Annotated in this window: 21 protein-coding genes and 1 pseudogene; 12 read left to right on the top strand and 10 right to left on the bottom strand. The window is 73.1% G+C overall.

Translation table 11 applies throughout. The annotated features are described in order from the left end of the window. The first annotated feature begins 46 nt into the window (after nucleotides 1-46). Nucleotides 47-391, top strand: a complete 345-nt coding sequence (locus PZB77_RS15115) for a rhodanese-like domain-containing protein (protein WP_275493119.1) — start codon at nucleotides 47-49, stop codon at nucleotides 389-391. Between the two features lie 54 nt (nucleotides 392-445). Here the strand turns inward: PZB77_RS15115 and PZB77_RS15110 are convergent, their stop codons facing one another. Genes PZB77_RS15110 through paaA form a run of 5 tightly spaced genes read right to left on the bottom strand, consistent with a single transcriptional unit; the run spans nucleotide 446 to nucleotide 4210 of the window. After that, nucleotides 446-1543, bottom strand: a complete 1098-nt coding sequence (locus PZB77_RS15110; protein WP_275493118.1) for a 2Fe-2S iron-sulfur cluster-binding protein — start codon at nucleotides 1541-1543, stop codon at nucleotides 446-448. After that, nucleotides 1544-2047, bottom strand: a complete 504-nt coding sequence (paaD, locus tag PZB77_RS15105; RefSeq protein ID WP_275493117.1) for a 1,2-phenylacetyl-CoA epoxidase subunit PaaD — start codon at nucleotides 2045-2047, stop codon at nucleotides 1544-1546. Continuing rightward, a complete protein-coding gene (gene paaC, locus PZB77_RS15100) occupies nucleotides 2041-2742 on the bottom strand; it encodes a 1,2-phenylacetyl-CoA epoxidase subunit PaaC (RefSeq protein WP_275496076.1) in 702 nt (233 codons plus the stop codon). Before paaC ends, paaD begins: the two co-directional genes overlap by 7 nt. Before the next feature lie 56 nt (nucleotides 2743-2798). Then, on the bottom strand, nucleotides 2799-3089 hold the full coding sequence (gene paaB / locus PZB77_RS15095; RefSeq protein WP_266706660.1) for a 1,2-phenylacetyl-CoA epoxidase subunit PaaB: 291 nt from the start codon (nucleotides 3087-3089) through the stop codon (nucleotides 2799-2801). Then, nucleotides 3086-4210 (bottom strand): 1,2-phenylacetyl-CoA epoxidase subunit PaaA, encoded by a 1125-nt coding sequence (gene paaA, locus PZB77_RS15090; RefSeq protein ID WP_275493116.1) that lies wholly within the window; start codon nucleotides 4208-4210, stop codon nucleotides 3086-3088. The genes paaB and paaA overlap by 4 nt, the downstream gene beginning before the upstream one ends. Before the next feature lie 414 nt (nucleotides 4211-4624). Here paaA and PZB77_RS15085 point away from each other — a divergent pair, with 414 nt between their 5' ends. The 3 genes from PZB77_RS15085 (at nucleotide 4625) to PZB77_RS15075 (ending at nucleotide 7556) form a co-directional block, all read left to right on the top strand. Next, a complete protein-coding gene (locus PZB77_RS15085) occupies nucleotides 4625-5434 on the top strand; it encodes a DUF5819 family protein (protein WP_275493115.1) in 810 nt (269 codons plus the stop codon). Between the two features lie 65 nt (nucleotides 5435-5499). Beyond that, complete coding sequence (locus PZB77_RS15080) at nucleotides 5500-6846, top strand: HTTM domain-containing protein (protein ID WP_275496075.1); 1347 nt, start codon at nucleotides 5500-5502, stop codon at nucleotides 6844-6846. After that, a complete protein-coding gene (locus PZB77_RS15075; protein WP_275493114.1) occupies nucleotides 6843-7556 on the top strand; it encodes a TrmH family RNA methyltransferase in 714 nt (237 codons plus the stop codon). Before PZB77_RS15080 ends, PZB77_RS15075 begins: the two co-directional genes overlap by 4 nt. 45 nt (nucleotides 7557-7601) lie before the next feature. Here PZB77_RS15075 and paaN read toward each other — a convergent pair whose 3' ends face one another. Then, entirely contained in the window at nucleotides 7602-9311 is a 1710-nt protein-coding gene (gene paaN / locus PZB77_RS15070) for a phenylacetic acid degradation protein PaaN (protein ID WP_275493113.1), read from the bottom strand. Nucleotides 9312-9434: 123 nt separating this feature from the next. Here paaN and PZB77_RS15065 point away from each other — a divergent pair, with 123 nt between their 5' ends. Continuing rightward, complete coding sequence (locus tag PZB77_RS15065; RefSeq protein ID WP_275493112.1) at nucleotides 9435-10058, top strand: TetR/AcrR family transcriptional regulator; 624 nt, start codon at nucleotides 9435-9437, stop codon at nucleotides 10056-10058. Between the two features lie 64 nt (nucleotides 10059-10122). Here the strand turns inward: PZB77_RS15065 and PZB77_RS15060 are convergent, their stop codons facing one another. Further along, nucleotides 10123-10629 (bottom strand): Lrp/AsnC family transcriptional regulator, encoded by a 507-nt coding sequence (locus tag PZB77_RS15060; protein ID WP_275493111.1) that lies wholly within the window; start codon nucleotides 10627-10629, stop codon nucleotides 10123-10125. A 258-nt stretch (nucleotides 10630-10887) separates the two neighbouring features. On the opposite strand from PZB77_RS15060, the gene PZB77_RS15055 reads away from it, so the two are divergent. The 5 genes from PZB77_RS15055 to PZB77_RS15035 all read left to right on the top strand — a co-directional run bounded on the left by PZB77_RS15055 (nucleotide 10888) and on the right by PZB77_RS15035 (nucleotide 17135). Beyond that, complete coding sequence (locus PZB77_RS15055; RefSeq protein ID WP_275493110.1) at nucleotides 10888-12099, top strand: thiamine pyrophosphate-dependent dehydrogenase E1 component subunit alpha; 1212 nt, start codon at nucleotides 10888-10890, stop codon at nucleotides 12097-12099. Continuing rightward, nucleotides 12096-13112: an alpha-ketoacid dehydrogenase subunit beta gene (locus tag PZB77_RS15050; protein ID WP_275493109.1), complete on the top strand. Its 1017-nt coding sequence runs from the start codon at nucleotides 12096-12098 to the stop codon at nucleotides 13110-13112. Before PZB77_RS15055 ends, PZB77_RS15050 begins: the two co-directional genes overlap by 4 nt. Continuing rightward, nucleotides 13112-14545 carry a dihydrolipoamide acetyltransferase family protein gene (locus PZB77_RS15045; protein ID WP_275493108.1) on the top strand — a complete coding sequence of 478 codons (1434 nt, stop codon included), beginning with the start codon at nucleotides 13112-13114 and terminating at the stop codon, nucleotides 14543-14545. The genes PZB77_RS15050 and PZB77_RS15045 overlap by 1 nt, the downstream gene beginning before the upstream one ends. A 170-nt stretch (nucleotides 14546-14715) precedes the next feature. Beyond that, nucleotides 14716-15591, top strand: coding sequence for a DUF6457 domain-containing protein (locus PZB77_RS15040; RefSeq protein ID WP_275493107.1), 876 nt, complete (start codon nucleotides 14716-14718; stop codon nucleotides 15589-15591). 128 nt (nucleotides 15592-15719) lie between these two features. Further along, nucleotides 15720-17135 carry a molybdopterin molybdotransferase MoeA gene (locus PZB77_RS15035; RefSeq protein ID WP_275493106.1) on the top strand — a complete coding sequence of 472 codons (1416 nt, stop codon included), beginning with the start codon at nucleotides 15720-15722 and terminating at the stop codon, nucleotides 17133-17135. Nucleotides 17136-17339: 204 nt separating this feature from the next. On the opposite strand, the gene PZB77_RS15030 is transcribed toward PZB77_RS15035, so the two are convergent. Next, complete coding sequence (locus tag PZB77_RS15030; protein ID WP_275493105.1) at nucleotides 17340-18449, bottom strand: potassium channel family protein; 1110 nt, start codon at nucleotides 18447-18449, stop codon at nucleotides 17340-17342. Nucleotides 18450-18708: 259 nt separating this feature from the next. Between PZB77_RS15030 and PZB77_RS15025 the strand changes: the two are divergent. Further along, nucleotides 18709-19410, top strand: a pseudogene (locus PZB77_RS15025) (NAD(P)-binding protein); the annotation flags it as partial. Nucleotides 19411-19464: 54 nt separating this feature from the next. Continuing rightward, nucleotides 19465-20460, top strand: a complete 996-nt coding sequence (locus PZB77_RS15020) for an NAD(P)H-quinone oxidoreductase (protein WP_275493104.1) — start codon at nucleotides 19465-19467, stop codon at nucleotides 20458-20460. Nucleotides 20461-20584: 124 nt separating this feature from the next. On the opposite strand, the gene PZB77_RS15015 is transcribed toward PZB77_RS15020, so the two are convergent. Both PZB77_RS15015 and PZB77_RS15010 read right to left on the bottom strand, forming a co-directional pair. Then, nucleotides 20585-21133 carry a bacterial proteasome activator family protein gene (locus PZB77_RS15015; RefSeq protein ID WP_275493103.1) on the bottom strand — a complete coding sequence of 183 codons (549 nt, stop codon included), beginning with the start codon at nucleotides 21131-21133 and terminating at the stop codon, nucleotides 20585-20587. 159 nt (nucleotides 21134-21292) lie between these two features. Continuing rightward, on the bottom strand, nucleotides 21293-21553 hold the full coding sequence (locus PZB77_RS15010; protein ID WP_275493102.1) for a hypothetical protein: 261 nt from the start codon (nucleotides 21551-21553) through the stop codon (nucleotides 21293-21295). Nucleotides 21554-22187: the final 634 nt, after the last annotated feature.

Below are 22187 nucleotides of genomic sequence, written 5' to 3'. Positions count from 1 at the left end.
CGTTTCGCGAGACGGTGTCGCGTACGTACGAGAGAAGGCATGACCCATGAACTTCGCCCCGCTGCCCTCGGTGGACGTCGCTGCGGTGCCGTCGGACGGCTTCGTGCTCGACGTGCGTGAGAACGACGAATGGGCGGCCGGTCACGTCGAGAACGCGCTGCACATTCCGATGAGCGACTTCGTCGGCCGCTTCGGCGAGCTGACCGAGGCAGCCGAGGACGGTCGCCGAGTGTACGTGATGTGCCGGGTGGGCGGACGGTCCGCCCAGGTGACGCAGTACCTCGTCCAGCAGGGCGTGGACGCGGTGAACATCGAGGGCGGCATGCTCGCCTGGGACGGTGCCGGCCGGCCGATGGTCGCCGACGACGCCGCGTCGCCCTTCGTCCTCTGAGCGGTCGGCCAGCTGGCCGGCCGGTCGGTCGGCCGGCCGCTCAGGTCCGGTCGGTCAGCGGTCGAAGTCGATGGCTACCTCGGGGGTGAGCGGGTGCGACTGGCAGGCCAGGACGAAGCCCGCCTCGGTCTCCTCCGGTTCCAGCGCGTAGTTCCGCTCCATCCGTACCTCGCCCCGGACGAGGAGAGCGCGGCAGGTGCCGCAGACGCCGCCCTTGCAGGCGTAGGGCGCGTCGTCGCGTCTGCGCAGCACCGTCTCCAGCAGTGAGTCGCCGTTCTCGACCGGCCAGCTGCCCGAGCGGCCGTGCAGGGTCGCCGTCAGCGTGGCTTCCGCGGGGGCGGTGATCACGGCCGCGCCACCGGCGGCTGCATCCGAGGCCTTCGCTGTCCTGGCCGCTGCCGGGTCCGGAGCCTCGGCCACGTGGAAGATCTCCTGGTGGATGCGGGTGCGGTCCACCTCCAGTGCGCGCAGGGCCCGTTGGGCTCCCCGGACCAGTCCGAACGGTCCGCACAGGAACCAGCCGGCCACGTCCGCCACCGGCAACAGGGCGGGCAGCAGAGCGGTCAGCCGCTCCTGGTCGAGCCGGCCGGTGGGGAGCCCGGCCGCCTGCTCCTCGCGGGAGAGCGCGGTGACGAGGTGGAAGCGGTCCGGGTAGCGGTCCTTGAGGTCCGCCACCTCGTCGAGGAACATCGTCGACGCCACCGTCCGGTCACCGCGCACGAGACAGAACCGGGCCAGGGGTTCCCGCGCGAGCAGGGTCGAGGCGATCGACAGGACCGGCGTGATGCCGCTGCCGCCGACCACCGCCGCGAAGAGCCCCGGCCGGGGCTCCAGGGTGAAGCGCCCGGTCGGGGCCATCGCCTCCACCCGGTCGCCGACCGCGAGTTCCTTCAGCGCGTACGTCGAGAAGGCGCCACCGTCCACCAGGCGGATGCCGACCCGGAGCACCGGGGGGTCCGGGGCCGCCACGGCGGGGGAGCAGAGCGAGTAGGAACGCCGGATCTCCTCGCCGTCCACCCGGTAGCGCACGTTGAGGTGCTGGCCCGGTACGTGGCGGAAGGTCTCCCGCAGGGCGGCCGGGACGTCGAACGTCACGGCCACGGCGTCGTCCGTGATGCGTTCGACGGCAGCGACCCGGAGCGGATGGAACATCTACAACTCCTTGAAGTGGTCGAAGGGTTCGCCGCACTCGGTGCACCGGCGCAGTGCTTTGCAGGCGGTCGAGGAGAATCTGCTGAGGAGCTCGGTGCCGGTCGAGCCGCAGTGCGGGCAGCGCACGGCCAGGGTGAGCGGCACCGGACCGTCCGGAGGGTGGAGGGCGCGTGGGGGCGCGATGCCGGACGCGGCGAGTTTGCGCCGGCCCTCCGCGCTGATGTCGTCCGTGCTCCAGGGCGGTGCCAGCACGGTGACCACCGAAACCCGCGCCACTCCGTGGTCACGGAGGGCTTGTTCGACGTCGTGCGCCATGGTCTCCACGGCGGGGCAGCCGGTGTAGGTCGGGGTGAGGGTGACGGTGACGGCGTCACGGCCCGCCCCTTCCACGCGCACTCCCCGCAGGACACCGAGCTCTTCGAGGGTCACCACCGGGAGTTCGGGGTCGGGGACGGCTCCGGCGATCCGGCGCAACTCCTCCTCCAGCGGCGTCACGGTCACCATGACGCCCCCGGGTGGCTGCGATGGAGGTGCTGCATTTCGGCGATCATGCGTCCGAAGGGCTCGGTGTGCAGACCTTGACGGCCGGCGCCGGCCGTCCACGCGCCGCTGCGCGGGCCGGTGGGCAGGGAGAGGCCGGCCCGCACGACCACGTCGGTGACCGAGGCGAGCCAGTCGTCGGCGAGGCCCTGCCAGTCGATGTCGACGCCCTCGACCGGCTGGAGGAGCTCACCGGTGAACCTCCAGAGTCCGTCCAGCCCTTCACGCATCCGCCGGTGGCTCTCCTCGGTGCCGTCACCGAGACGGAGGGTCCACTGCTCGGCGTGGTCCTGGTGGTAGGCGACCTCCTTCACCGCCTTCGCCGCCAGGGCCTGGAAACAGCTCTCTCCGGCCGCGAGCCGCTCGTACAGCAGACGCTGGTAGACGGAGAAGTAGAGCTGCCGGGCGATGGTGCGGGCGAAGTCGCCGTTCTCCTGCTCTACCAACTGGGTGTTGCGGAAAGCGCGTTCCTCGCGGAGGTAGGCGAGTTCGTCCTCGTCGCCGACGAGGGAGAGGAGCACGCGGGCCTGGCCGAGCAGGTCCAGCGCGATGTTGGCGAGGGCGACCTCCTCCTCCAGCACCGGGGCGTGGCCCGCCCACTCCCCCAGCCGGTGCGAGAGCACCAGGGCGTCGTCGCCCAGCGCGAGGGCTCCGGCCAGGACCGGGGGGTGCGCGGTGGCCCGGGCGCCGGCAGCGGCGCCGGTCGGGGTGGCGGTCACAGGTGCCGCACTCCTTCCGGGATCTCGTAGAAGGTCGGGTGGCGGTAGGGCTTGTCGGCGGCCGGTTCGAAGAAGGAGTCCTTCTCGTCGGGCGAGGAGGCGGTGACGGAGGTGGAGGGGACCACCCAGATCGAGACGCCCTCGGCGCGGCGGGTGTAGAGGTCCCGGGCGTTGCGCAGGGCCATGGTGGCGTCGGGGGCGTGCAGGCTGCCCGCGTGCGTGTGCGAGAGCCCTCTGCGGGAGCGGACGAACACTTCCCACAACGGCCAGTCGGTCGAGCCGCTCATGGTGTCGCCTCCGTCGTGCGGGTCGGGTGGGCCGGTGTCCCCGCCGTCGCACCCGTTCCCCGCGGGGGAGCGGAGGCGGGCGGGTCCGCGGGTTGTCGGGGTCGCTCGGGCGGCGCGTGCTTGGCCGCGTACGCGGCTGCCGCGTCGCGTACCCACGCGCCGGCGTCGTGGGCCGCACGGCGCTGGGCGAGACGCTGGTCGTTGCAGGGGCCGTTGCCCCGGAGCACCTCCTGGAACTCCGTCCAGTCGATGGCGCCGAAGCGGTGCCGGCCCTCGGCGTCGTCCCACCGGAGCTCCGGGTCGGGGAGGGTGAGGCCGAGGGACTCGGCCTGCGGGACGCAGATGTCGACGAAACGCTGACGGAGTTCGTCGTTGGAGTGCCGCTTGATCTTCCAGGCCATCGACTGGGCGCTGTGCGCGGACTCGTCGTCCGGCGGCCCGAACATCATCAGCGACGGCCACCACCAGCGGTCCACCGCGTCCTGGGCCATCGCGTGCTGTGCCGGCGTGCCCCGGCTCAGCGTCAGCAGGAGTTCGTACCCCTGGCGCTGGTGGAAGGACTCCTCCTTGCAGATGCGGACCATCGCGCGGGCGTAGGGGCCGTACGAGCAGCGGCAGAGGGGGACCTGGTTGGTGATGGCGGCCCCGTCCACCAGCCAGCCGATCGCGCCCACGTCCGCCCAGGTCAGGGTCGGGTAGTTGAAGATCGACGAGTACCGCTGGCGGCCGGCGTGCAGTTTGTCCAGCAGCTCCGCCCGGCTGGTGCCCAGGGTCTCCGCAGCGCTGTAGAGGTACAGGCCGTGGCCCGCCTCGTCCTGCACCTTGGCCATCAGGACGGCCTTGCGGCGCAGCGAGGGGGCCCGGGTGATCCAGTTCGCCTCGGGCTGCATCCCGATGATTTCCGAGTGCGCGTGCTGGGCCATCTGGCGGACCAGCGAGGCACGGTACGCGTCCGGCATCCAGTCGCGGGGTTCGATCCGCTCGTCCGCGGCCACCGCCGCGTCGAACGACGCCGTGCGGCCGGCGTCCCCGGCAGCGGTCGTGTCCGCGCCCTCCGCTGCCCGGCGGCCCGAGGCCACTGTCACCATGACGACTCCGTCCCGACCGATCGTTCGGTCCATCGACTTCAATGGTCGGCCGGTGGACCGTAGGGTGTCAACCCTGTGGATAACCGAGTGGTGATCGACGACGATCGGGGCGGGATGGAATCGGATCACGGGGGGCGCTCGAAACGTCGGTTCGCCGACGGGAGTGAGGGTCCGGACGAGGCGGGTGCCGACAAGGCGTCCGAAGAGACGCCGAGCCCCGCCGGAGAGCGGCCCGACGCCCTCGGCGCCGACGAGAAGGGTGCTGCCGGGAGCGAGCCGGTGGAGAGCGGCGGAGTGTCCGGTTCCGGGGAACCAGGGCCCGTCGTGGAACCCGGCCCCCAGGAGCCCGACACAGCGGTGGAGCCATGTGCCTGGGAACCCGAGGCGGCCGAGGAGCCAGGTGCCCGCGAATCCCGTACCGGAAGGACCGAGGCCGGGAGAGCCGGGGTGCCGGCTGCCGCGGACCGCGGAGCGGGCGACGGCCGTGAGGGCGCCGGCCGGGACGGCGACGGCCGTGAGGGCGGCGACGGCGGCCCGGACGCCGCCTCCCCCGCGCCGGCCGGGCCGCCCCCGGATGCGGCACGGGCCGGAATCGCCGCGCTGTCGACCCCGTACCGGGTCGTCGCGGCGCTGGTGGCGGGGGTCGTCGGTCTGATCGCCTGCGTCCACCTGGGCATGGTCTTCCTCCACGTGGCGCCGTCGAACACGCTCTCCAAGCAGCACGGGGAGACCATCGACGACTGGATCTACCCGGAGTTCGAACAGAACTGGAAGCTTTTCGCTCCCAACCCGCTTCAGCAGAACATCACCGTGCACGTCCGGGCCGAAGTCGTCGACGCGAGCGGTGCGCGCAGCACCACCCGCTGGATGAGCCTCAGCGCGGAGGACGGCAAGGCGATACGGGGCAACCCGCTGCCCAGCCACGCCTACCAGAACGAACTGCGCAGGGCCTGGGACTTCTTCGTCAACAGCCACGACGACAAGAACCGTTCGACGGGTGCGCGCGGTGAGCTCTCCGAGGCGTACCTGCGGCGCATCGTGATGCTGCGGCTGGACGGCCACGACTACGGCGGGACGGTCGACCGCATTCAGCTGCGCTCGTCGGCCCGTCTGGTCGACGCTCCCCCGTGGAGCACCGAGAAGGCCGACACGCGGCCCGTCTACCGCGAACTCGCCTGGTGGACCGTGTCCAGCGACGATCTGCCCGAGGGTGGCGTGGCGGCGGCAGCCGCGTCCGGCGAGGAGGCCGACCAGTGAGTACCGCCCCCGTGACGGACGCCGAGTCCGCCGTGCGCACCGATTCCCCCGCACACCCCGACCCCCTGGCACGCCCCGCGGCCGTGGGCAGGGCCGGCCGTGCCGTCCAGCGGGTCACCGCCTCGGCCCTCGGCCCCTACCAGAGCGCCGTGATCCGGATCGGGTTCACCGCCACCTATCTGCTCTTCCTGTTGCGCGAGGTGCCGTACCGGCACGAGCTGTACGGGCCGGACGCGCCGTGGCAGTGGGAGCTGGCGCACCGGCTGATATCCGAGAACCGCGCTTTCACCGTCCTGATGTGGTCGGACGGTTCGGCGTGGTTCGAGGCGGTCTACGCGCTCACGCTCGTATCGGCGTTCTGCACGCTGATCGGGTGGCGCACCCGGACGATGTCCGTCCTCTTCATGGTCGGGGTCCTCTCGATCCAGAACCGCAATGTCTTCATGGGCGACGGCGGCGACAACGTCGTCCATCTGATGGCGATCTACCTCGTCCTGACGCGGTGCGCCCAGGTCTGGTCGCTCGACGCGCGGCGGGCCGCACGGGAGGCCGCGCGCCGGGCGGAAGGGCTGAGGCCGGGCCGGGACGTGGTGGGGCTGGTGCTCTGGGCGGTCCTCGGGCCGGTCCTGCTGGTCGCCACCGTGCAGCACGGTCTGGGGGGCACCTGGTGGCTGCCGACGCTGCTGTGGCTGCTGTGGCTGGGGTGCGCCGCTCGGTGGGCCGCGACCCGGTACGCGCCCGACGGTGAACCGCGGGTGCTGCTCGACGTGGTGGCCAACATCGCCCACAACGTCGCCCTCGTCGTCATCATGGCCGAGGTCTGTCTGATCTACGCCACCGCCGGCTGGTACAAGATCCAGGGTTCGCGCTGGCAGGACGGCACCGCGCTCTACTACCCCCTGAAGCTGGACTACTTCACCCCGTGGCCCGAGCTCTCGAACCTGATCGCGGGCAGCGCGGTGATGGTGATGGTGGTGACGTACGCGACGGTGATCGTGCAGGTCGCGTTCCCGTTCACGCTTTTCGACCGGCGGGTGAAGAACGTCCTGCTGGTGCTCATGATGGGCGAGCACGCGGGGATCGCGGTCCTGCTGGGGCTGCCCTTCTTCTCGATGGCGATGATCTCCGCGGACGCCGTCTTCCTGCCCACGGTCTTCCTGGTGTGGCTCGGCGCCCGGGTCGGTTCCGGCCGGGACCGGCTGCTGGCCCGGGTGAGCCGTGGCCCGGCCGCGGCACGCCTCCCCGGTCGACGGAAGCCCACCGAGGCGGAGGCTGCCGATCCGGGGGCTGCGGGGGCGCGTGCCGCCGCGGCGCAGGGCGCCGGGGCGGGTACCGATGAGGCGGGGGGCGAGGAGCCCGGCCGGGAGGCCTCGCGGCGGCCCGCCGACGGGGGCCCTACGCTCGTCGGGTGAGCAGCGAGACCGGCAGTACAGAGGAATTCCGGCCCTTCGTGGCCGAGGGGCCCGATCCGGCCCCGGAACCGGCGCAGTACGACGAGGGCTTCGGGGACGGGATCGGTGTCGGGCCGCACCCCTCCCCCTGGCCGGAGGGCGAGCGGTACGACCCCGAGCTGCTGGCGGGCGGTGACCGGCGCAACGTGGGGGACGAGTACCGCTACTGGACTCGTGAGGCGATCGTCGCCGACCTCGATCTGCGGCGCCACGACTTCCATGTGGCGGTGGAGAACTGGGGGCACGACTTCAACATCGGTTCGGTCGTGCGTACGGCGAACGCCTTCCTGGCGAAGGAGGTCCACATCGTCGGCCGGCGTCGCTGGAACCGGCGCGGGGCCATGGTCACCGACCGCTACCAGCACGTGCGCCACCACCCCGGGACCGCCGACCTGACCGCCTGGGCGGCAGCGGAAGGGCTGCCGATCATCGGGATCGACAACCTCCCCGGCGCCGTCCCGCTGGAGCGGACCGTGCTGCCCCGGCGCTGTGTGCTGCTCTTCGGCCAGGAGGGCCCCGGGCTCACGGAGGAGGCCAGGGCCCACGCGTCGATGGTCTGCTCGATCGCGCAGTTCGGTTCCACGCGGTCGATCAACGCGGGCGCCGCTGCCGCCATCGCCATGCACGCGTGGATCCAGCGGTACGCGGACGTGCCGGACCCGCGGGTCTGACGACCGGGCCGCGCGCTCCCGGTGGGGCGGCGGCCCGGCACTGGCTCAGGCCTGGCGGCGGACCTCGATGGTGCGGAAGCGCCCGGAGACGAAGGCACCGTCGCAGAGGGCCGCGTTGGCCGCCGGGTTGCCGCCCGAGCCGTGGAAGTCGGAGAAGGCCGCCGTCTGGTTGACGTAGACCCCGCCGGTCAGGTTCAGCGACAGCTGGGCGGACTCCTCGAAGCAGACCTCCTCGATCGCGCTCTCCACCTCGGGGGAGGTGGTGTAGGCGCCGACCGTCATCGCACCCTTCTCCCGGATCGTGCGGCGCAGCAGCTCGACCGCGTCCGCCGTGGAGTCCACCCGGACCGCGAAGGACACCGGCCCGAAGCACTCGGAGAGGTGGACGGGCTCACCGCCGTCCGGGCCGGGCTCCCCGGCGGCCACCTTGACCAGCACCGGCGTGCGCACCACGGCGTCCGGGAACTCGGGGTGCGCCACCTCGCGGGAGGCCAGGGCCACGTCGCCGAGGTCCGGCGCCGCTTCGAGGCGGCCCCGCACCTCCGGGTTGACCAGGGCTCCGAGGAGGGCGGCGGCCCGGGCGTCGTCGCCGAGGAGCCCGGAGACGGCCGTCGCGAGGTCGGTGACCACCTCGTCGTACGTCCGGGGGCCGGCGTCGGTGGTGATGCCGTCGCGCGGGACGAGGAGGTTCTGCGGGGTGGTGCACATCTGGCCGCTGTAGAGGGAGAGCGAGAACGCGAGGTTGGCGAGCATGCCGGTGTAGTCGTCGGTGGAGTCGATGACGACCGTGTTGACCCCGGCCTTCTCGGTGTACACCTGGGCCTGGCGCGCGTGGGTCTCCAGCCAGTCCCCGAAGGCGGTGGAGCCGGTGTAGTCGATGATCCGGACCTCCGGGCGCAGGGCCAGCGTCTTGGCGCTCCCCTCACCCGGCCGCTCGGCCGTCAGCGCGACGAGGTTCGGGTCGAAGCCGGTCCCGGCGAGCACGTCCCGCGCGATGCGGACCGTGAGCGCGAGGGGGAGCACGGCGCGGGGGTGCGGCTTGACGAGGACCGGATTGCCGGTGGCGAGCGAGGCGAAGAGGCCCGGGTAGCTGTTCCAGGTGGGGAAGGTGTTGCATCCGATGAGCAGCGAGACACCGCGTCCGACCGCGGTGTAGGTCTTCCGCAGCCGGAGCGGGTCGCGCTTCCCCTGCGGCTTGGACCAGTCGGCCCCGGCGGGGGTACGGAGCTGTTCCTCGTACGCGTACGCCACGGCCTCCAGGCCGCGGTCCTGGGCGTGCGGGCCGCCCGCCTGGAACGCCATCAGGAAGGCCTGGCCGCTGGTGTGCATGACGGCGTGCGCCAGCTCGTGCGTCCGGGCGCCGATGCGGGCCAGGATCTCCAGGCAGACCAGGGCCCGGGCCTCCGGGCCTGCGTCCCGCCAGGCCGCCGTTCCGGCGCTCATCGCGGGCAGCAGGACGTCGGGATCGGCGTGCGGGTACTCGATGCCCAGCTCGGGGCCGTACGGGGAGGTCTCGGCGCCGGTCCAGCCGTCCGTGCCGGGCTGACCGAGGTCGAACCTGCTCTGCAGGAGGGCGTCGAACGCGGCCTTGCCCTCGGCCGCGCCCAGGCTGCCGGGTGCTCCGCCCTCGCCGTACGCCTTGGGGTGCTCGGGGTGGGGCGACCAGTAGGCGCGGGTCCGGACGGCTTCGAGGGCCTGGTCGAGGGTGGGCCGGTGGATCTCGGACAGCTTCTGGAGGGAGAGCGCGGCGGCCATGGCGGACCAACTCCTCATCGAGCCGGGCGGGGACGTGCTGACGGGGTTAGAGTAACCGAACGATCGGTCGGGACAAGGGGCCCCGGACAACCTGTGGACAACTCATGGGGGAGGATCGCGTCCATGACCACGGCCAAGCGGGACACGTACACCCCGGAGACTCTGCTCGCCGTCGCCGTGCGGGTCTTCAACGAGCGCGGATACGACGGCACGTCCATGGAGCACCTCTCCCGTGCCGCGGGCATCTCGAAGTCCTCGATCTACCACCACGTGGCGGGCAAGGAGGAGTTGCTGCGCCGCGCGGTGAGCCGGGCGATCGACGGCCTCTTCCGGATCCTTGACGAGCCGGGCGCGGTGCGGGGACGCGCGGTGGAGCGCGTCGAGTACGTCACGCGCCGCACGGTGGAGGTGCTGATGGCCGACCTGCCCTACGTCACCCTGCTGCTGCGCGTGCGCGGCAACACGAAGACCGAGCGCTGGGCGCTGGAACGGCGCCGCGAGTTCGACCAGCGGGTCTCGGCACTTCTGAAGGCGGCCGTCGCGGACGGGGACCTCCGGGCCGACGTGGACATACGGCTGGCCACCCGGTTGCTGTTCGGCATGGTGAACTCCCTCGTCGAGTGGTACCGGCCGCAGGCCGACGGCGCCGGGGCGGCCGGCGCCGCGGAGGGGGACGGGGCCGGCGGCGACCTGCCGGGGACCGTCGTGCGGCTGGCCTTCGAGGGGATGCGTTCCACCGGGCGGTGACACCGGCCGCTGAGGACGCCGGGCCCGGCCCGTGCGTCGGGGCCGGCCGGCCGGCGCGGTGGTGTCAGGTGGCGGGGTCGGCGGAGCCGTGGCCCAGGTCGGTTTCCTCGAAGACCAGCAGGGTGCGGGTGGAGAGCACTTCGGGAATGGCCTGAATGCGGGTCAGGACGAGTTCGCGCAGGGCGCGGGTGTCCGGTGTGTGGACCAGCAGCAGCACGTCGAAATCACCGCTGACGAGGGCGAGGTGGGTGGCGCCCGGCAGGGCCTGGAGCTGCTCGCGGACGGTCCGCCAGGAGTTCTGCACGATCTTGAGCGTGATGTAGGCGGAGGCCCCCTGCCCGGCCCGCTCGTGGTCGACGCGGGCGCTGAAGCCCCGGATCACCCCGTCCTCGACCAGCCGGTCGATGCGGGCGTAGGCGTTGGCGCGCGAGACGTGGACCTGCTCGGCGACGGCCCGTATCGAGGCCCGGCCGTCGGCGCGGAGGATGCGGATGATGTCGCGGTCGACGGCGTCCAGCGGACGCGGCGGCGGTGCCTGCCCGGACCCCTCGGCCATTCGTTCAGCTGCCATGCCCCCGTGCCTCCCCGGTGTGGACGAGCTGCCTCCATCCCAGGCTGTGGAGAACCGTTTGTCCACAGGGCGGGGGTGCCTGTAGCCAAAATGCGTCGGCGACCGAACAATCGGTAGGTGGGACAGGTCACCCGGGACACCCCCGGGGCTCGTCCACGTGCGTTCCCTCCTCCGGGGACGTACACCCCGACGTAGGGCGCCAGTCCCGGCGGGGTCACTGCCCCTGTCGTTCTGCCCTGTTGCCAGGAGGTGCCTCTCATGACGGTCCAAGAGCTGCCGGGCGCGGCCGCCTACCGGCCCGCGCCGCCCCCTGCGTGGAAGCCGCTCACCGACCCGGAGCCGCTGCTGCCGGATGCGGAGCCGTACCGGGTGCTCGGTACGGACGCAGCGGCCGGAGTCGATCCCGGGCTGCTGCTCCGCCTCCACGCCGCACTGGTGCGCGGCCGCCGGTACAACACGCAGGCCACGGCGCTGACCCGGCAGGGGCGCCTCGCCGTGTACCCGTCCAGCACGGGGCAGGAGGCCTGCGAGGTGGCCGCCGCGCTGGTGCTCGAGGAACGGGACTGGCTCTTTCCGAGTTACCGCGACACGCTCGCCGCGGTGGCCCGGGGTCTCGACCCGGTCGACGCGCTGACGCTGCTGCGTGGTGACCGGCACACCGGCTACGACCCCCGCGAGCACCGGATCGCGCCGCTCTGTACCCCTTTGGCGACGCAACTGCCGCACGCGGTCGGTCTGGCGCACGCGGCGCGGCTCAAGGGCGACGACGTGGTGGCACTGGCGATGGTCGGGGACGGCGGGACCAGCGAGGGCGATTTCCACGAGGCGCTGAACATCGCGGCGGTGTGGCGGGCGCCGGTCGTCTTCCTGGTGCAGAACAACGGCTTCGCCATCTCGGTGCCGCTGTCGAAGCAGACGGCGGCGCCGTCCCTCGCCCACAAGGCGGTCGGGTACGGCATGCCCGGCAGACTCGTCGACGGCAACGACGCGGTCGCGGTCCACGAGGTGCTCGCCGAGGCTGTGGCGCGCGCCCGGAGCGGTGGGGGACCGACGCTGGTGGAGGCGGTCACCTACCGCATGGAAGCCCACACCAACGCCGACGACGCGACCCGCTACCGCTCCGACGAGGAGGTGGCGTCCTGGCGGGACCACGATCCGGTGCTCCTGGTGGAACGCGAGGCGACCGGCCGGGGTCTGCTCGACGAGGAGGCCCTCGGGGCGGTGCGCCAGGACGCCGAGCGGATGGCGGCGGCGCTGCGGGAGCGGATGAACGCGGATCCGGTGCTCGACCCGATGGATCTGTTCGCGCACGTCTTCACACGGCGGACGGGACCTCTGGAAGAACAGCGGGCGCGGCTGCGCGCCGAGCTGGAGGCGGCGAGCGCGCACGAGGACGCCGGGCACGCCCCGGGGCAGGGGCCCGCCGCCGGCGGACCGGACGACGAGCAGGTCGCGGAGGACGGACGATGACGACGGCGGTACGGGCGGACCGGACCCGGCCGGCCACGATGGCGCAGGCGCTGGGGCGGGCGCTGCGGGACGCGATGGCCGAGGACCCCTCGGTGCACGTCCTCGGCGAGGACGTCGGCACGCTCGGCGGCGTCTTCCGGGTCACCGACGGGCTGGCGGCCGAGTTCGGCGACGCCCGGTGCACGGACACCCCGCTCGCGGAGGCGGGCATCCTCGGCGCCGCCGTCGGGATGGCGATGTACGGCCTGCGACCCGTGGTGGAGATGCAGTTCGACGCGTTCGCGTACCCCGCGTTCGAGCAACTCGTCAGCCATGTGGCCCGGATGCGGAACCGCACCGGGGGAGCCCTGCCGATGCCCCTGACCGTGCGGATCCCCTACGGCGGCGGCATCGGCGGAGTCGAGCACCACAGCGACTCCTCGGAGGCGTACTACATGGCCACCCCGGGGCTGTACGTCGTCACTCCGGCCACCGTCGAGGACGCCTACGGGCTGCTGCGGGCCTCGATCGCGTCGGACGACCCGGTGGTGTTCCTGGAGCCGAAGCGGCTGTACTGGGCGAAGTCCGACTGGTCGCCCCAGGACCCGGCGGAGGTCGAGCCCCTCGGGCGGGCGGTGGTCCGCAGGCCCGGGACGAGCGCGACCCTGATCACCTACGGCCCGTCCCTGCCGGTGTGCCTGGAGGCCGCCGAGGCGGCGGTGGCGGAGGGGTGGGACCTGGAGGTCGTCGACCTCCGCTCGCTGGTGCCGTTCGACGACGAGACCGTGGCCGCCTCCGTGCGCCGGACCGGCCGCGCGGTGATCGTCCACGAGTCGACCGGGTTCGGCGGACCGGGGGGCGAGATCGCGGCCCGGGTGACCGAGCGGTGCTTCCACCACTTGGAGGCGCCGGTGCTGCGGGTCTCCGGTTTCGACATCCCGTACCCGCCGCCGATGCTGGAGCGGCACCATCTGCCAGGGGTGGACCGGGTGCTCGACGCGGTGGCCCGGCTCCAGTGGGAGGCGGCGCGCTGATGCCCACGGTGCTCGAATTCACGCTGCCGGACCTCGGCGAGGGCCTCACCGAGGCGACGATCGTGCGGTGGCTGGTGGAGGTCGGTGACGTCGTCGCGGTGGACCAGCCGGTGGTCGAGGTCGAGACGGCCAAGGCCCTGGTGGAGGTGCCGTGCCCGTACGGGGGCGTGGTGACGGTCCGCTTCGGCGAGGAGGGGGAGGAGCTTCCGGTCGGGGCCCCGCTGGTGACGGTGGCGGTCGGATCTGCGGCGGGAGCGGCCTCCGTGGACGCTCCGACACCGGGTCCGGCGCGGTCGCCCTCACCGGAGGCGGAGGCGGAGGCGGAGGCGCGGGGAGACACGCCGGAGTCCTCGGGCAACGTGCTGGTCGGGTACGGGACGGCGGCTCCGGCGGCGCGACGCCGACGGGTCCGCCCCCAGCTCGTGACGGCCGCCGCGCCCGACCCGGCCGCAGCGGCTGCCGCACCCGCCCCGCGTGCCGTTCCTGCCGGACCCGGCCCGTCTGCCGGTGGTCCTGCCGTGTCGGCCGGAGCGCGCACGGGGGCCGGTCCGGTCGCGGTCATCTCGCCGCTCGTCCGCCGGCTGGCCCGGCAGCACGGACTCGACCTCCGGAAGCTGGCCGGGTCGGGGCCGGACGGGCTGATCCTGCGGTCCGACGTCGAGGCGACGATCCGGGAGGCGGCGGTGGTCGGCGAGCACGCGGCCGGCGCCGTGGAAGCCGCCGTCCCGCTGCCGGCCTCCGAGACCGGTGAAAGGGTCGCGTTGCGAGGCCTGCGGGGCCTGGTGGCCGACAAGTTGTCGCGCAGCAGGACGGAGATCCCGGACGCCACCTGCTGGGTGGACGCCGATGCGACCGAGCTGATGGCGGCCCGCGCGGCGATGAACGGTGCCGCGGGCCCGAAGGTGTCGATCCTCGCCCTGCTGGCCCGGATCTGTGCGGCGGCGCTGGCGAAGTTCCCCGAGCTGAACTCGACCGTGGACGCCTCCGCCCGGGAGATCGTCCTGTTGCCTTCCGTCCACCTCGGTTTCGCCGCGCAGACGGACCGGGGGCTCGTCGTCCCCGTGGTCCGCGACGCGCACACGCGGTCCGTCGACTCGCTGGCGGCCGAGCTGGCCCGGCTCACCGAGGCGTCCCGGGACGGGAAGCTGACACCGGCGGAGCTGACGGGTGGCACCTTCACCCTGAACAACTACGGCGTGTTCGGGGTGGACGGCTCCACTCCGATCATCAACCATCCCGAGGCGGCGATGCTCGGTGTCGGCCGCATCGTCCCGAAGCCCTGGGTGCACGGCGGCGAGCTGGCGGTGCGTCATGTGGTGCAGCTCTCGCTCACCTTCGATCACCGGGTCTGCGACGGCGCCACGGCAGGAGGGTTTCTGCGGTACGTCGCCGACTGCGTGGAACAGCCGGCGATCCTGCTGCGCACCTTGTAGGGGCCGACGGTAGGGGCCGACGGCCCGGCCCGTACGCCACGGCTCCCGGGGCGGTCCCGGTCCCCGGACCGGGCGGTCCCCCGGCGGTCCGGGGCTCCGGCGGTCCGGGGCTCCGGGCCGGGCATCCCCCGGCGGTCCGGGGCCCCGGACCGGGCGCCCATACTCGTCGCATGACCGCCTATGACGCCATCGTTCTCGCCGGAGGGGCCGCCCGACGACTGGGGGGAGCGGACAAGCCCGGGCTCAGCGTCGGCGGCCGGGCGCTTCTCGACCGCGTGCTCGCGGCGTGCGCCGGAGCGGCGAGCACGGTGGTGGTGGGGCCCCGCCGGCCCACGGTCCGGCCGGTGACCTGGACCCGTGAGACCCCTGCGGGCGGAGGACCGGTGGCCGCGCTGGGCGCGGGCGTGCGGGAGACCACCGCCCCGTGGATCGTGGCCCTCTCCGCCGATCTGCCGTTCCTCGGCTCCGCCACCCTGGACTCCCTGCTGACCGCCGCCGAAGCGGGCAACAGGGAAGGCGCCCTGAGCACGGACCCGGGCGGGCGTCGACAGCCGCTGGTCGCCGTCTACCGCGCCGAACCGCTGCGGCGCGAGCTCGCCCTGCTCGCCACCGAGCACGGCTCCCTCGCCGGGCTCCCGCTGCGCCTGCTGACGGCCGAACTCGATCTCGCCGCCGTGGCCACACCCGAACGCGCCTCCTTCGACTGCGACACTTGGGACGACATCAGGGTGGCGAGGGCGCACATCAGGGAGCATGAGGCCGTGCTGGACGAATGGATCACCGCAGTCAAGAGCGAACTGGGCATCGAACTCGACGTCGACACCGACGTCCTGCTCGACCTGGCACGCGACGCCGCCCACGGTGTCGCGCGGCCCGCCGCCCCGCTCACCACCTTCCTCGTCGGCTACGCGGCCGGACGGGCCGGCGCGAACGCCGAACCCGGTGACGCGGCCCGCGCGGTGGCCGAGGCGTCCCGCAAGGCGACTGCCCTCGCCCTGCGCTGGGAGGAAGAGTCGGGCGACGGCACGAGCACGGGAACCGCGTGACCGGCCGGGAGCAGGGTTTCCCGCCCGAGGCCCCGACCGTCCGCATCACCGGCCGGCACGCGCCCGGAGAAACTTTCGTCCTCCCGGAACTGGACGACTGCCCCGCGCCGGCGCGGAGGACGTCGTCCATGGAGGAGGAGCGGGCCGTGGAGCAGGCCCTGGCGCTGGCCAACCGCGTGCCCTCGCACGGCTCCGCCTCCCCAGCCGGGGCCGCGTCCGGCGAGCCCTCCGGATCGCGGGCCGACCGGTCCCGGGAAGCGGGCCCTCCGGCGTCGTCGGCCCCCGCCGACAAGGCCCCGTCGGAAGGCCGGGCGGGTACCCCTCGCGAGGCCGCCCCCGCCCGGCGGGCCGCCACCCCCTGGGAGCGGGCCCGGACGGTGTCCCTTCGGGCCGGCCGCAGGACCTCGCTCCCCGCGATCCGGCTGCCGCTCGATCTTTCCCTCGGCCACGTACTGGCCGAAGGGCTCGTGGCGCTGACCGACCTGCCCTCCTTCGACACCTCCGCCATGGACGGCTGGGCCGTCACGGGCCCGGGTCCGTGGCGGTTCCACGACGGCTCGGGGCTGCTCGCCGGGGACGGCGGCCTCGGACAGTTGCCCGACGGGGAGGCGGTACGCATCGCCACGGGAGCCCGGATGCCCGCCGAGGCGACGGCGGTGATCCGCTCGGAGCATGCCGAGGTGGACGAGGCCAAGGGGATGCTGCACGCGCGGCGCGCGGTCGTCCCGGGCCAGGACATCAGGCCGCGCGCCCAGGAGTGCCGGACCGGCGAGCAACTGCTGGTGCCGGGCACGCTGGTCACCCCCGCCGTGCTCGGCCTGGCCGCAGCCGCCGGGTACGACGCCCTCGCCGTGGTGCCACGCCCTCGGGTCGAGGTACTGGTCCTCGGAGACGAACTGCTCACCTCGGGTCTCCCCCACGGTGGCCGGATCCGCGACGCCCTCGGCCCCATGCTCGGACCGTGGCTGCGGTCGATGGGCGCCGAGGTTGCGGACCCCCGCTGCCTGGGCGACGACCCGGAGGCGTTGCGGCGGGCGCTCACCAGCACTGACGCCGACCTGGTGCTGACGACGGGCGGTACGGCGGCCGGTCCGGTCGACCATGTGCACCCGGTTCTCGCGGAGATCGGCGCCGAACTGCTGGTGGACGGGGTGACGGTACGGCCGGGGCACCCCATGCTGCTGGCCAGACTGGCCCCGGACGGCCCCTGCCTGGTCGGACTGCCCGGCAATCCGCTCGCGGCCGTCTCCGGCCTCCTCACCCTCGCGCTTCCGCTGCTCGGGGGCCTTGCCGGCCGCGTGGAGCAGGAGCCGTACCGGGCGTTGGTCCATGACGCGGTGCAGGGGCACCCGCACGACACCCGGCTCGTGCCGGTGGTGCACCGGGCCGGGCGCGGAGACGACCGGGACCATGTGATCCCCCTGCACTACAACGGGCCCGCGATGCTGCGGGGGATCGCCACCGCCGACGGGATGGCCGTCGTGCCGCCGGGAGGGGTGCGGCCCGGCACCGAGGTGGAGGTTCTCGACCTGCCGTGGGTCTGAAGTCCCCACTGGCTGCAACTCCCCCCGGGGTGGAGGGGTTTCACGTGAAACAACGTCCGCGTCGTTTCACGTGAAACATGCCGTGGCCGTACCAGCCGTACCAGCCGTACCCGCCGCACGAGGAGCACCAGCAGCGCCGACGGCATCGGCAGCGGCACGGGAGCCGAAGACCGCACCCGCTGGACACCACGCTGTGGGCCCTGCTCAGTGCTCCGAACCGGATCGGCTGATGGTGATGACGCGGTCTCCGCGCTGGAGGCTGGTGAGCGCGGGGTCCGTGTAGTCGAGCAGCTTCCGATACCGGACGACCGCGACGATCAGGTCGGCGCACGCGCGTGGCGGCCGTCCGATCTCGTCCTCCCGCACCGCCCGCTCCCCGAGGTCGAGTCCGCTTCCGTGGGTCATCAGGTCTTCCAGTGTCCTGGCCACCGGCGGGCTCGCCATGGAGACCCCGAGCAGCCGGCCGGCGGAACTGGAGCTGGTGACCACGGTGTCCGCTCCGCTCTGCTTGAGCAGGGGAACGTTCTCGTCCTCCCGGACGGCGACGACGATGGTGGCGTGCTTGTTGAGCTGGCGGGCGGTCAGGGTGATCAGGGTGGCCGTCTCGTCGCGCTGAGGGGCGACGATCACCCGACTCGCGCTCTGCACCTCGGCCTTGATGAGCGTCTCGGAGCGCGTGGCGTCGCCGATCACGGTCACCAGCCCGTCGTCGCTCGCGGCGTCTGCGGCCTTCTGCTGCGGGTCCACCACGACGATCTTGTCCTTGGTGATCCCCGTGGCGATCAACGACTCGATGGCGTGGCGCCCCTTGGTGCCGTAGCCGACCACCACGACGTGGCCACTGGTGCGGGAGCGCCACCGGTGGATGCGCACCTGCTGACGGGTCCGCTCGGTGAGGACTTCGAGGGTGGTGCCGACCAGGATGATCAGGAAGAGCACCCGAAGGGGGGTGATGATGAGGACGTTGGTGAGCCGGGCGCCGTCACTGACCGGGGTGATGTCGCCGTATCCGGTGGTGGAGAGGGTGACCGTCGCGTAGTAGACGGCATCGAGCAGGTCGACGCTGCCGTCGGAGGTGTCGTTGTAGCCGGAGCGGTCCGCCCAGACGATCAGCACCGTGATCGCGAGCACCAGCAGGGCCATCGCCAGGCGCCGGAGCACCTGTTGGAGCGGTGGCAGAGCCCCCTGCGTCGGCATGGTGATGGAGCGACTGGCCTCACTGTCGTCCCTCGCCTCCGCGCGGGAGCGGTGCCAGAGCGTCCGCAGAATGGAGAACCTGCCGGTCCGGGCTGCTGGTCGGTTCTCGTCCTTCAAGGCATGTCCTCTGGCGGCGGCGGGCAGGTGGTCACGTCGTGGCCCATGGTCGCGGATCGACGACGAGGACGGTGGCCGCAGTGGCTGGCACGGAGTGGCGTCTCCACCCGTGGTGCGTCGTCACCGGCGGGAAGAAGCGTAAGGCGTTCCGCGCGGCCGTGGTGTCCTGTCTTTCCGTACCCTGGGAGTCGCGTCGTACCGCGCGCCGCCCGTCCGTGATGCGTCATCCCCGAATCGCTGAATCCCTGAATCGCTGAATCGCTGGAGAAGCAACGTGCGTGATCACAGTGTGGTCGTCGGTTTCGGTACGAAGGGCCGCTCAGCCGTGCAGACCCTCTGCGCGACCGGCGTGAGGAAGGACCGGATCGTCATCGTCGATCCGTCCGGCAAGGTCATCGACGCGGTCGGCGCCCAGGGGTTCACCGGGGTGCAGGGGGACGCCACCCGCAGCGAGGTGCTCCTGCGCGCCGAGGTCCAGAAGGCGCAGCAGATCATCATCGCCACCCAGCGCGACGACACCGCGGTCCTGGTGGCACTGACGGCGCGCCAGCTGAACCAGAGCGCGAAGATCGTCGCCGCCGTGCGCGAGGAGGAGAACGCCCCGCTGCTCCGGCAGTCCGGCGCGGACGCCGTCATCGCCAGCGCCAGTGCGGCGGGCCGGCTGCTGGGCCTCTCGGCGCTCAGCCCCAGCGCGGGCACGGTGCTGGAGGACCTCATCCAGCAGGGCAGCGGTCTGGATCTCATCGAACGGCCGGTGATAAAGAGCGAGGTGGGCAAGGGAGCCCGGGAGACCGACGACCTGGTGGTGAACGTCGTGCGGGGGCACCGGATGCTCCGTTACGACGACCCGGCCGCCAGCCCGTTGCAGACGACGGACCGGGTGGTCGTGATCGTGCGCGCCTCTCCGCTGCCCTCCCCGTTGGTCCCGAACCGGCCGCCGCAGGGCCCGCAGCGGCTGTAGGCCCTCGCCACCGCCTCCCGGGCGTGTCGGCGGGTACGGAGTAGCCTCGCGGCCATGTATGCGATCACGATCCCGGAACCCGGTGGCCCCGAGGCACTCGTCTGGACCGAGGTGCCCGATCCCGTACCCGGCGAGGGCGAGGTCCTCGTGGAGGTGCTCTCCAGCGCGGTGAACCGCGCCGACGTCATGCAGCGCCAGGGCTTCTACGACCCTCCGCCCGGCGCTTCGCCGTACCCGGGTCTCGAATGCGCGGGGCGGGTCGCCGCGCTGGGGCCCGGGGTGAGCGGATGGGCCGTGGGCGACGAGGTCTGCGCACTCCTCGCCGGCGGCGGATACGCGGAGAAGGTGGTGGTGCCGTCCGGGCAGCTGCTGCCGGTGCCCGCGGGACTCGATGTGGTGTCGGCGGCGTCGCTGCCCGAGGTCACGTCGACGGTCTGGTCCAACGTCTTCATGGTGGCGCACCTGCGTCCTGGCGAGACCCTGCTGGTGCACGGCGGTTCCAGCGGCATCGGCACCATGGCGATCCAGCTGGCCAAGGCGGTCGGCGCCCGGGTCGCGGTGACCGCGGGCAGCGCCGGGAAGCTCGCGAGCTGCGCGGAACTCGGCGCCGACATCCTGATCAACTACCGCGAGCAGGACTTCGTGGAGGAGATCCGCAAGGCGACCGACGGCGCCGGTGCGGACGTGATCCTCGACATCGTGGGCGCGAAGTACCTTGCGAAGAACGTGGAGGCCCTCGCCACCAACGGACGGCTCGCCATCATCGGCCTCCAGGGCGGCGCGAAGGCCGAACTCGATCTGGGAGCCCTGCTGACCAAGCGGGCCGCCGTCACCGCGACCTCGCTCCGGGGCCGTCCGCTCGCCGAGAAGGCCGCGATCGTGGCGGCGGTGCGGGAGCACGTCTGGCCGCTGGTCGAGGGCGGCGTGGTCCGTCCGATCGTGGACCGAACGGTGCCGATGGCCGAGGCGGCCGAGGCGCACCGGGTGGTGGAGTCCAGTACTCACATCGGCAAGGTCCTGCTGCTGGCACCCGCCGCGCACCCGGCCTGACGGGCAGCGCGAGCGGGCCGGCACGCCGTACGACAGGAGCCCACCGGGCCCGGCCCGCAGACGATGCGGGCCGGGCCCGGTGGGCTCCGGGGCGTGCGTCGCCGGATGAGCGGCGAGGACGGTCCTAGAGGTACGGGCCCGATCGGAGAGCGCCGTGCGGGTCGCCTCCCGGGACCCCCTCGTCGTCGCCGGAGCCGGGGGGCAGCGCGCGGCGCATCTGCTCCAGCTGGGCGCGGGCCGCCATCTGCTGGGCGAACAGCGCGGTCTGGATCCCGTGGAAGAGTCCCTCCAGCCAGCCCACCAGCTGGGCCTGCGCGATCCGCAGCTCGGCCTCCGAGGGGACCGACTCCTCCGTGAAGGGCAGCGAGAGGCGTTCCAGCTCCTCCACCAGCTCCGGGGCGAGTCCGTCCTCCAGCTCCTTCACGGAGCTGGCGTGGATCTCCTTGAGCCGGACGCGGCTCGCCTCGTCGAGAGGTGCCGCTCTGACCTCCTCGAGGAGCTGCTTGATCATGCTGCCGATGCGCATGACTTTCGCGGGCTGTTCGACCATCTCCGTCACTGGGACCTCGCGGGACTCGTCGCCACTGGCACCGCCGCCGACAGCCATTCCGTCCTGTCCCACTACGAGGACCTGGGGGTGCTCCTGCGACCGGTCATTCCTCGGCATCTCCATGCCGCCATTGTCTCGCACCTGCGCCGTACAGAGGGGTGGTGCCCCCGCTTAAGCATGATCCACCGCCCTGTACGTACCCAGATGTGCGGTCGGTCCCCCGAAGTTCTCGCGCTTCACCGGGCGCGGACCACTCCCGCCCCGCCCGTACCGCCCGTCCCCTCACTCCACGCGGCGCATGCGGGCGGCGACGAAGCCGACCCCGAGACCGACCAGAGCGATCCCGCCACCCAGGGACACCTGGCGGACCCGCTCGGCGGACCGGGCGGACAGCGTGAGCCGCCGAGCGGGTCCGGGCTCCCAGGACGGGAAGGGCACCTCGGGGGAGGGAGCGGGGGTGAGGGAGCCTTCCGTTCCCGCCTCCTCGAGCGCGGCGACGGCCGATGCGAGCTCCTGCGGGGTCAGCGGACGGCCGGGGCGCATCCGGCCCTCCCCGGCGGGCCGTCCGGCGAGAGGATCCGGCGGACGGGACGGCGTGGCCGGCGACGAGCGCGGTGGAGCGGTCGGCGTCGGGCTCGCGGTCGGCCGCACAACGGCGGCTGCGGGGAGGCCGCCGGCCCGGACCGGACCGACGACGGCCGGGAGCGCGGCGACAGGGGCCGTGGCGGGGGCCGTGACGAGGGCCGTGAGGGCGGGAGCGATCTCCCGGGAGCCGGTCGAGGGCCACCAGGCGGACGGCGAGGGCCCCGATGGGCCGGAGGAGGACGCGGACAGCGGGCGGAGGGCTCCCTGCGGGGAGAGGACTCCGGAGGAGGAAGAAGGGGCCACGGAAGCGAGACCGTCCGGCGCCGCCGGAACTCCGGCAGCAGATCGACCCGCATCCGGTCGACCCGCATCCGGTCGACCCGCATCCGGGCGACCCGCATCCGGTCGACCCGCATCCGGGCGCCCGGTCGGCGAGGTCGTCGTGGAGACCGCGGTCACGGCCGGCCCCGGGGGAGCGGAGGCGTTCGTACGGGGAGAAGCGGCGGCGGGCCCGCCGGCCGCCGCCACCGGCAGGGCGCCCATGGCGAACAGGAGGCAGACCACCCAGCTCGACGTCCAAGACGACCGCGGG

Source organism: Streptomyces sp. AM 2-1-1 (assembly GCF_029167645.1).
In the GTDB taxonomy this organism is placed as follows: Bacteria; Actinomycetota; Actinomycetes; order Streptomycetales; family Streptomycetaceae; genus Streptomyces.
This window is presented reverse-complemented; position numbering and strand designations above follow the sequence as displayed.

Coding starts and splice junctions, on each gene's coding strand:
- PZB77_RS15115 (WP_275493119.1), top strand. CDS start 47: ATGAACTTCGCCCCGCTGCCCTCGGTGGACGTCGCTGCGGTGCCGTCG.
- PZB77_RS15110 (WP_275493118.1), bottom strand. CDS start 1,543: ATGTTCCATCCGCTCCGGGTCGCTGCCGTCGAACGCATCACGGACGAC.
- paaD (WP_275493117.1), bottom strand. CDS start 2,047: ATGGTGACCGTGACGCCGCTGGAGGAGGAGTTGCGCCGGATCGCCGGA.
- paaB (WP_266706660.1), bottom strand. CDS start 3,089: ATGAGCGGCTCGACCGACTGGCCGTTGTGGGAAGTGTTCGTCCGCTCC.
- paaA (WP_275493116.1), bottom strand. CDS start 4,210: ATGGACCGAACGATCGGTCGGGACGGAGTCGTCATGGTGACAGTGGCC.
- paaN (WP_275493113.1), bottom strand. CDS start 9,311: ATGGCCGCCGCGCTCTCCCTCCAGAAGCTGTCCGAGATCCACCGGCCC.
- PZB77_RS15065 (WP_275493112.1), top strand. CDS start 9,435: ATGACCACGGCCAAGCGGGACACGTACACCCCGGAGACTCTGCTCGCC.
- PZB77_RS15060 (WP_275493111.1), bottom strand. CDS start 10,629: ATGGCAGCTGAACGAATGGCCGAGGGGTCCGGGCAGGCACCGCCGCCG.
- PZB77_RS15055 (WP_275493110.1), top strand. CDS start 10,888: ATGACGGTCCAAGAGCTGCCGGGCGCGGCCGCCTACCGGCCCGCGCCG.
- PZB77_RS15050 (WP_275493109.1), top strand. CDS start 12,096: ATGACGACGGCGGTACGGGCGGACCGGACCCGGCCGGCCACGATGGCG.
- PZB77_RS15045 (WP_275493108.1), top strand. CDS start 13,112: ATGCCCACGGTGCTCGAATTCACGCTGCCGGACCTCGGCGAGGGCCTC.
- PZB77_RS15040 (WP_275493107.1), top strand. CDS start 14,716: ATGACCGCCTATGACGCCATCGTTCTCGCCGGAGGGGCCGCCCGACGA.
- PZB77_RS15035 (WP_275493106.1), top strand. CDS start 15,720: ATGGAGGAGGAGCGGGCCGTGGAGCAGGCCCTGGCGCTGGCCAACCGC.
- PZB77_RS15020 (WP_275493104.1), top strand. CDS start 19,465: ATGTATGCGATCACGATCCCGGAACCCGGTGGCCCCGAGGCACTCGTC.
- PZB77_RS15015 (WP_275493103.1), bottom strand. CDS start 21,133: ATGGAGATGCCGAGGAATGACCGGTCGCAGGAGCACCCCCAGGTCCTC.
- PZB77_RS15010 (WP_275493102.1), bottom strand. CDS start 21,553: ATGCGCCCCGGCCGTCCGCTGACCCCGCAGGAGCTCGCATCGGCCGTC.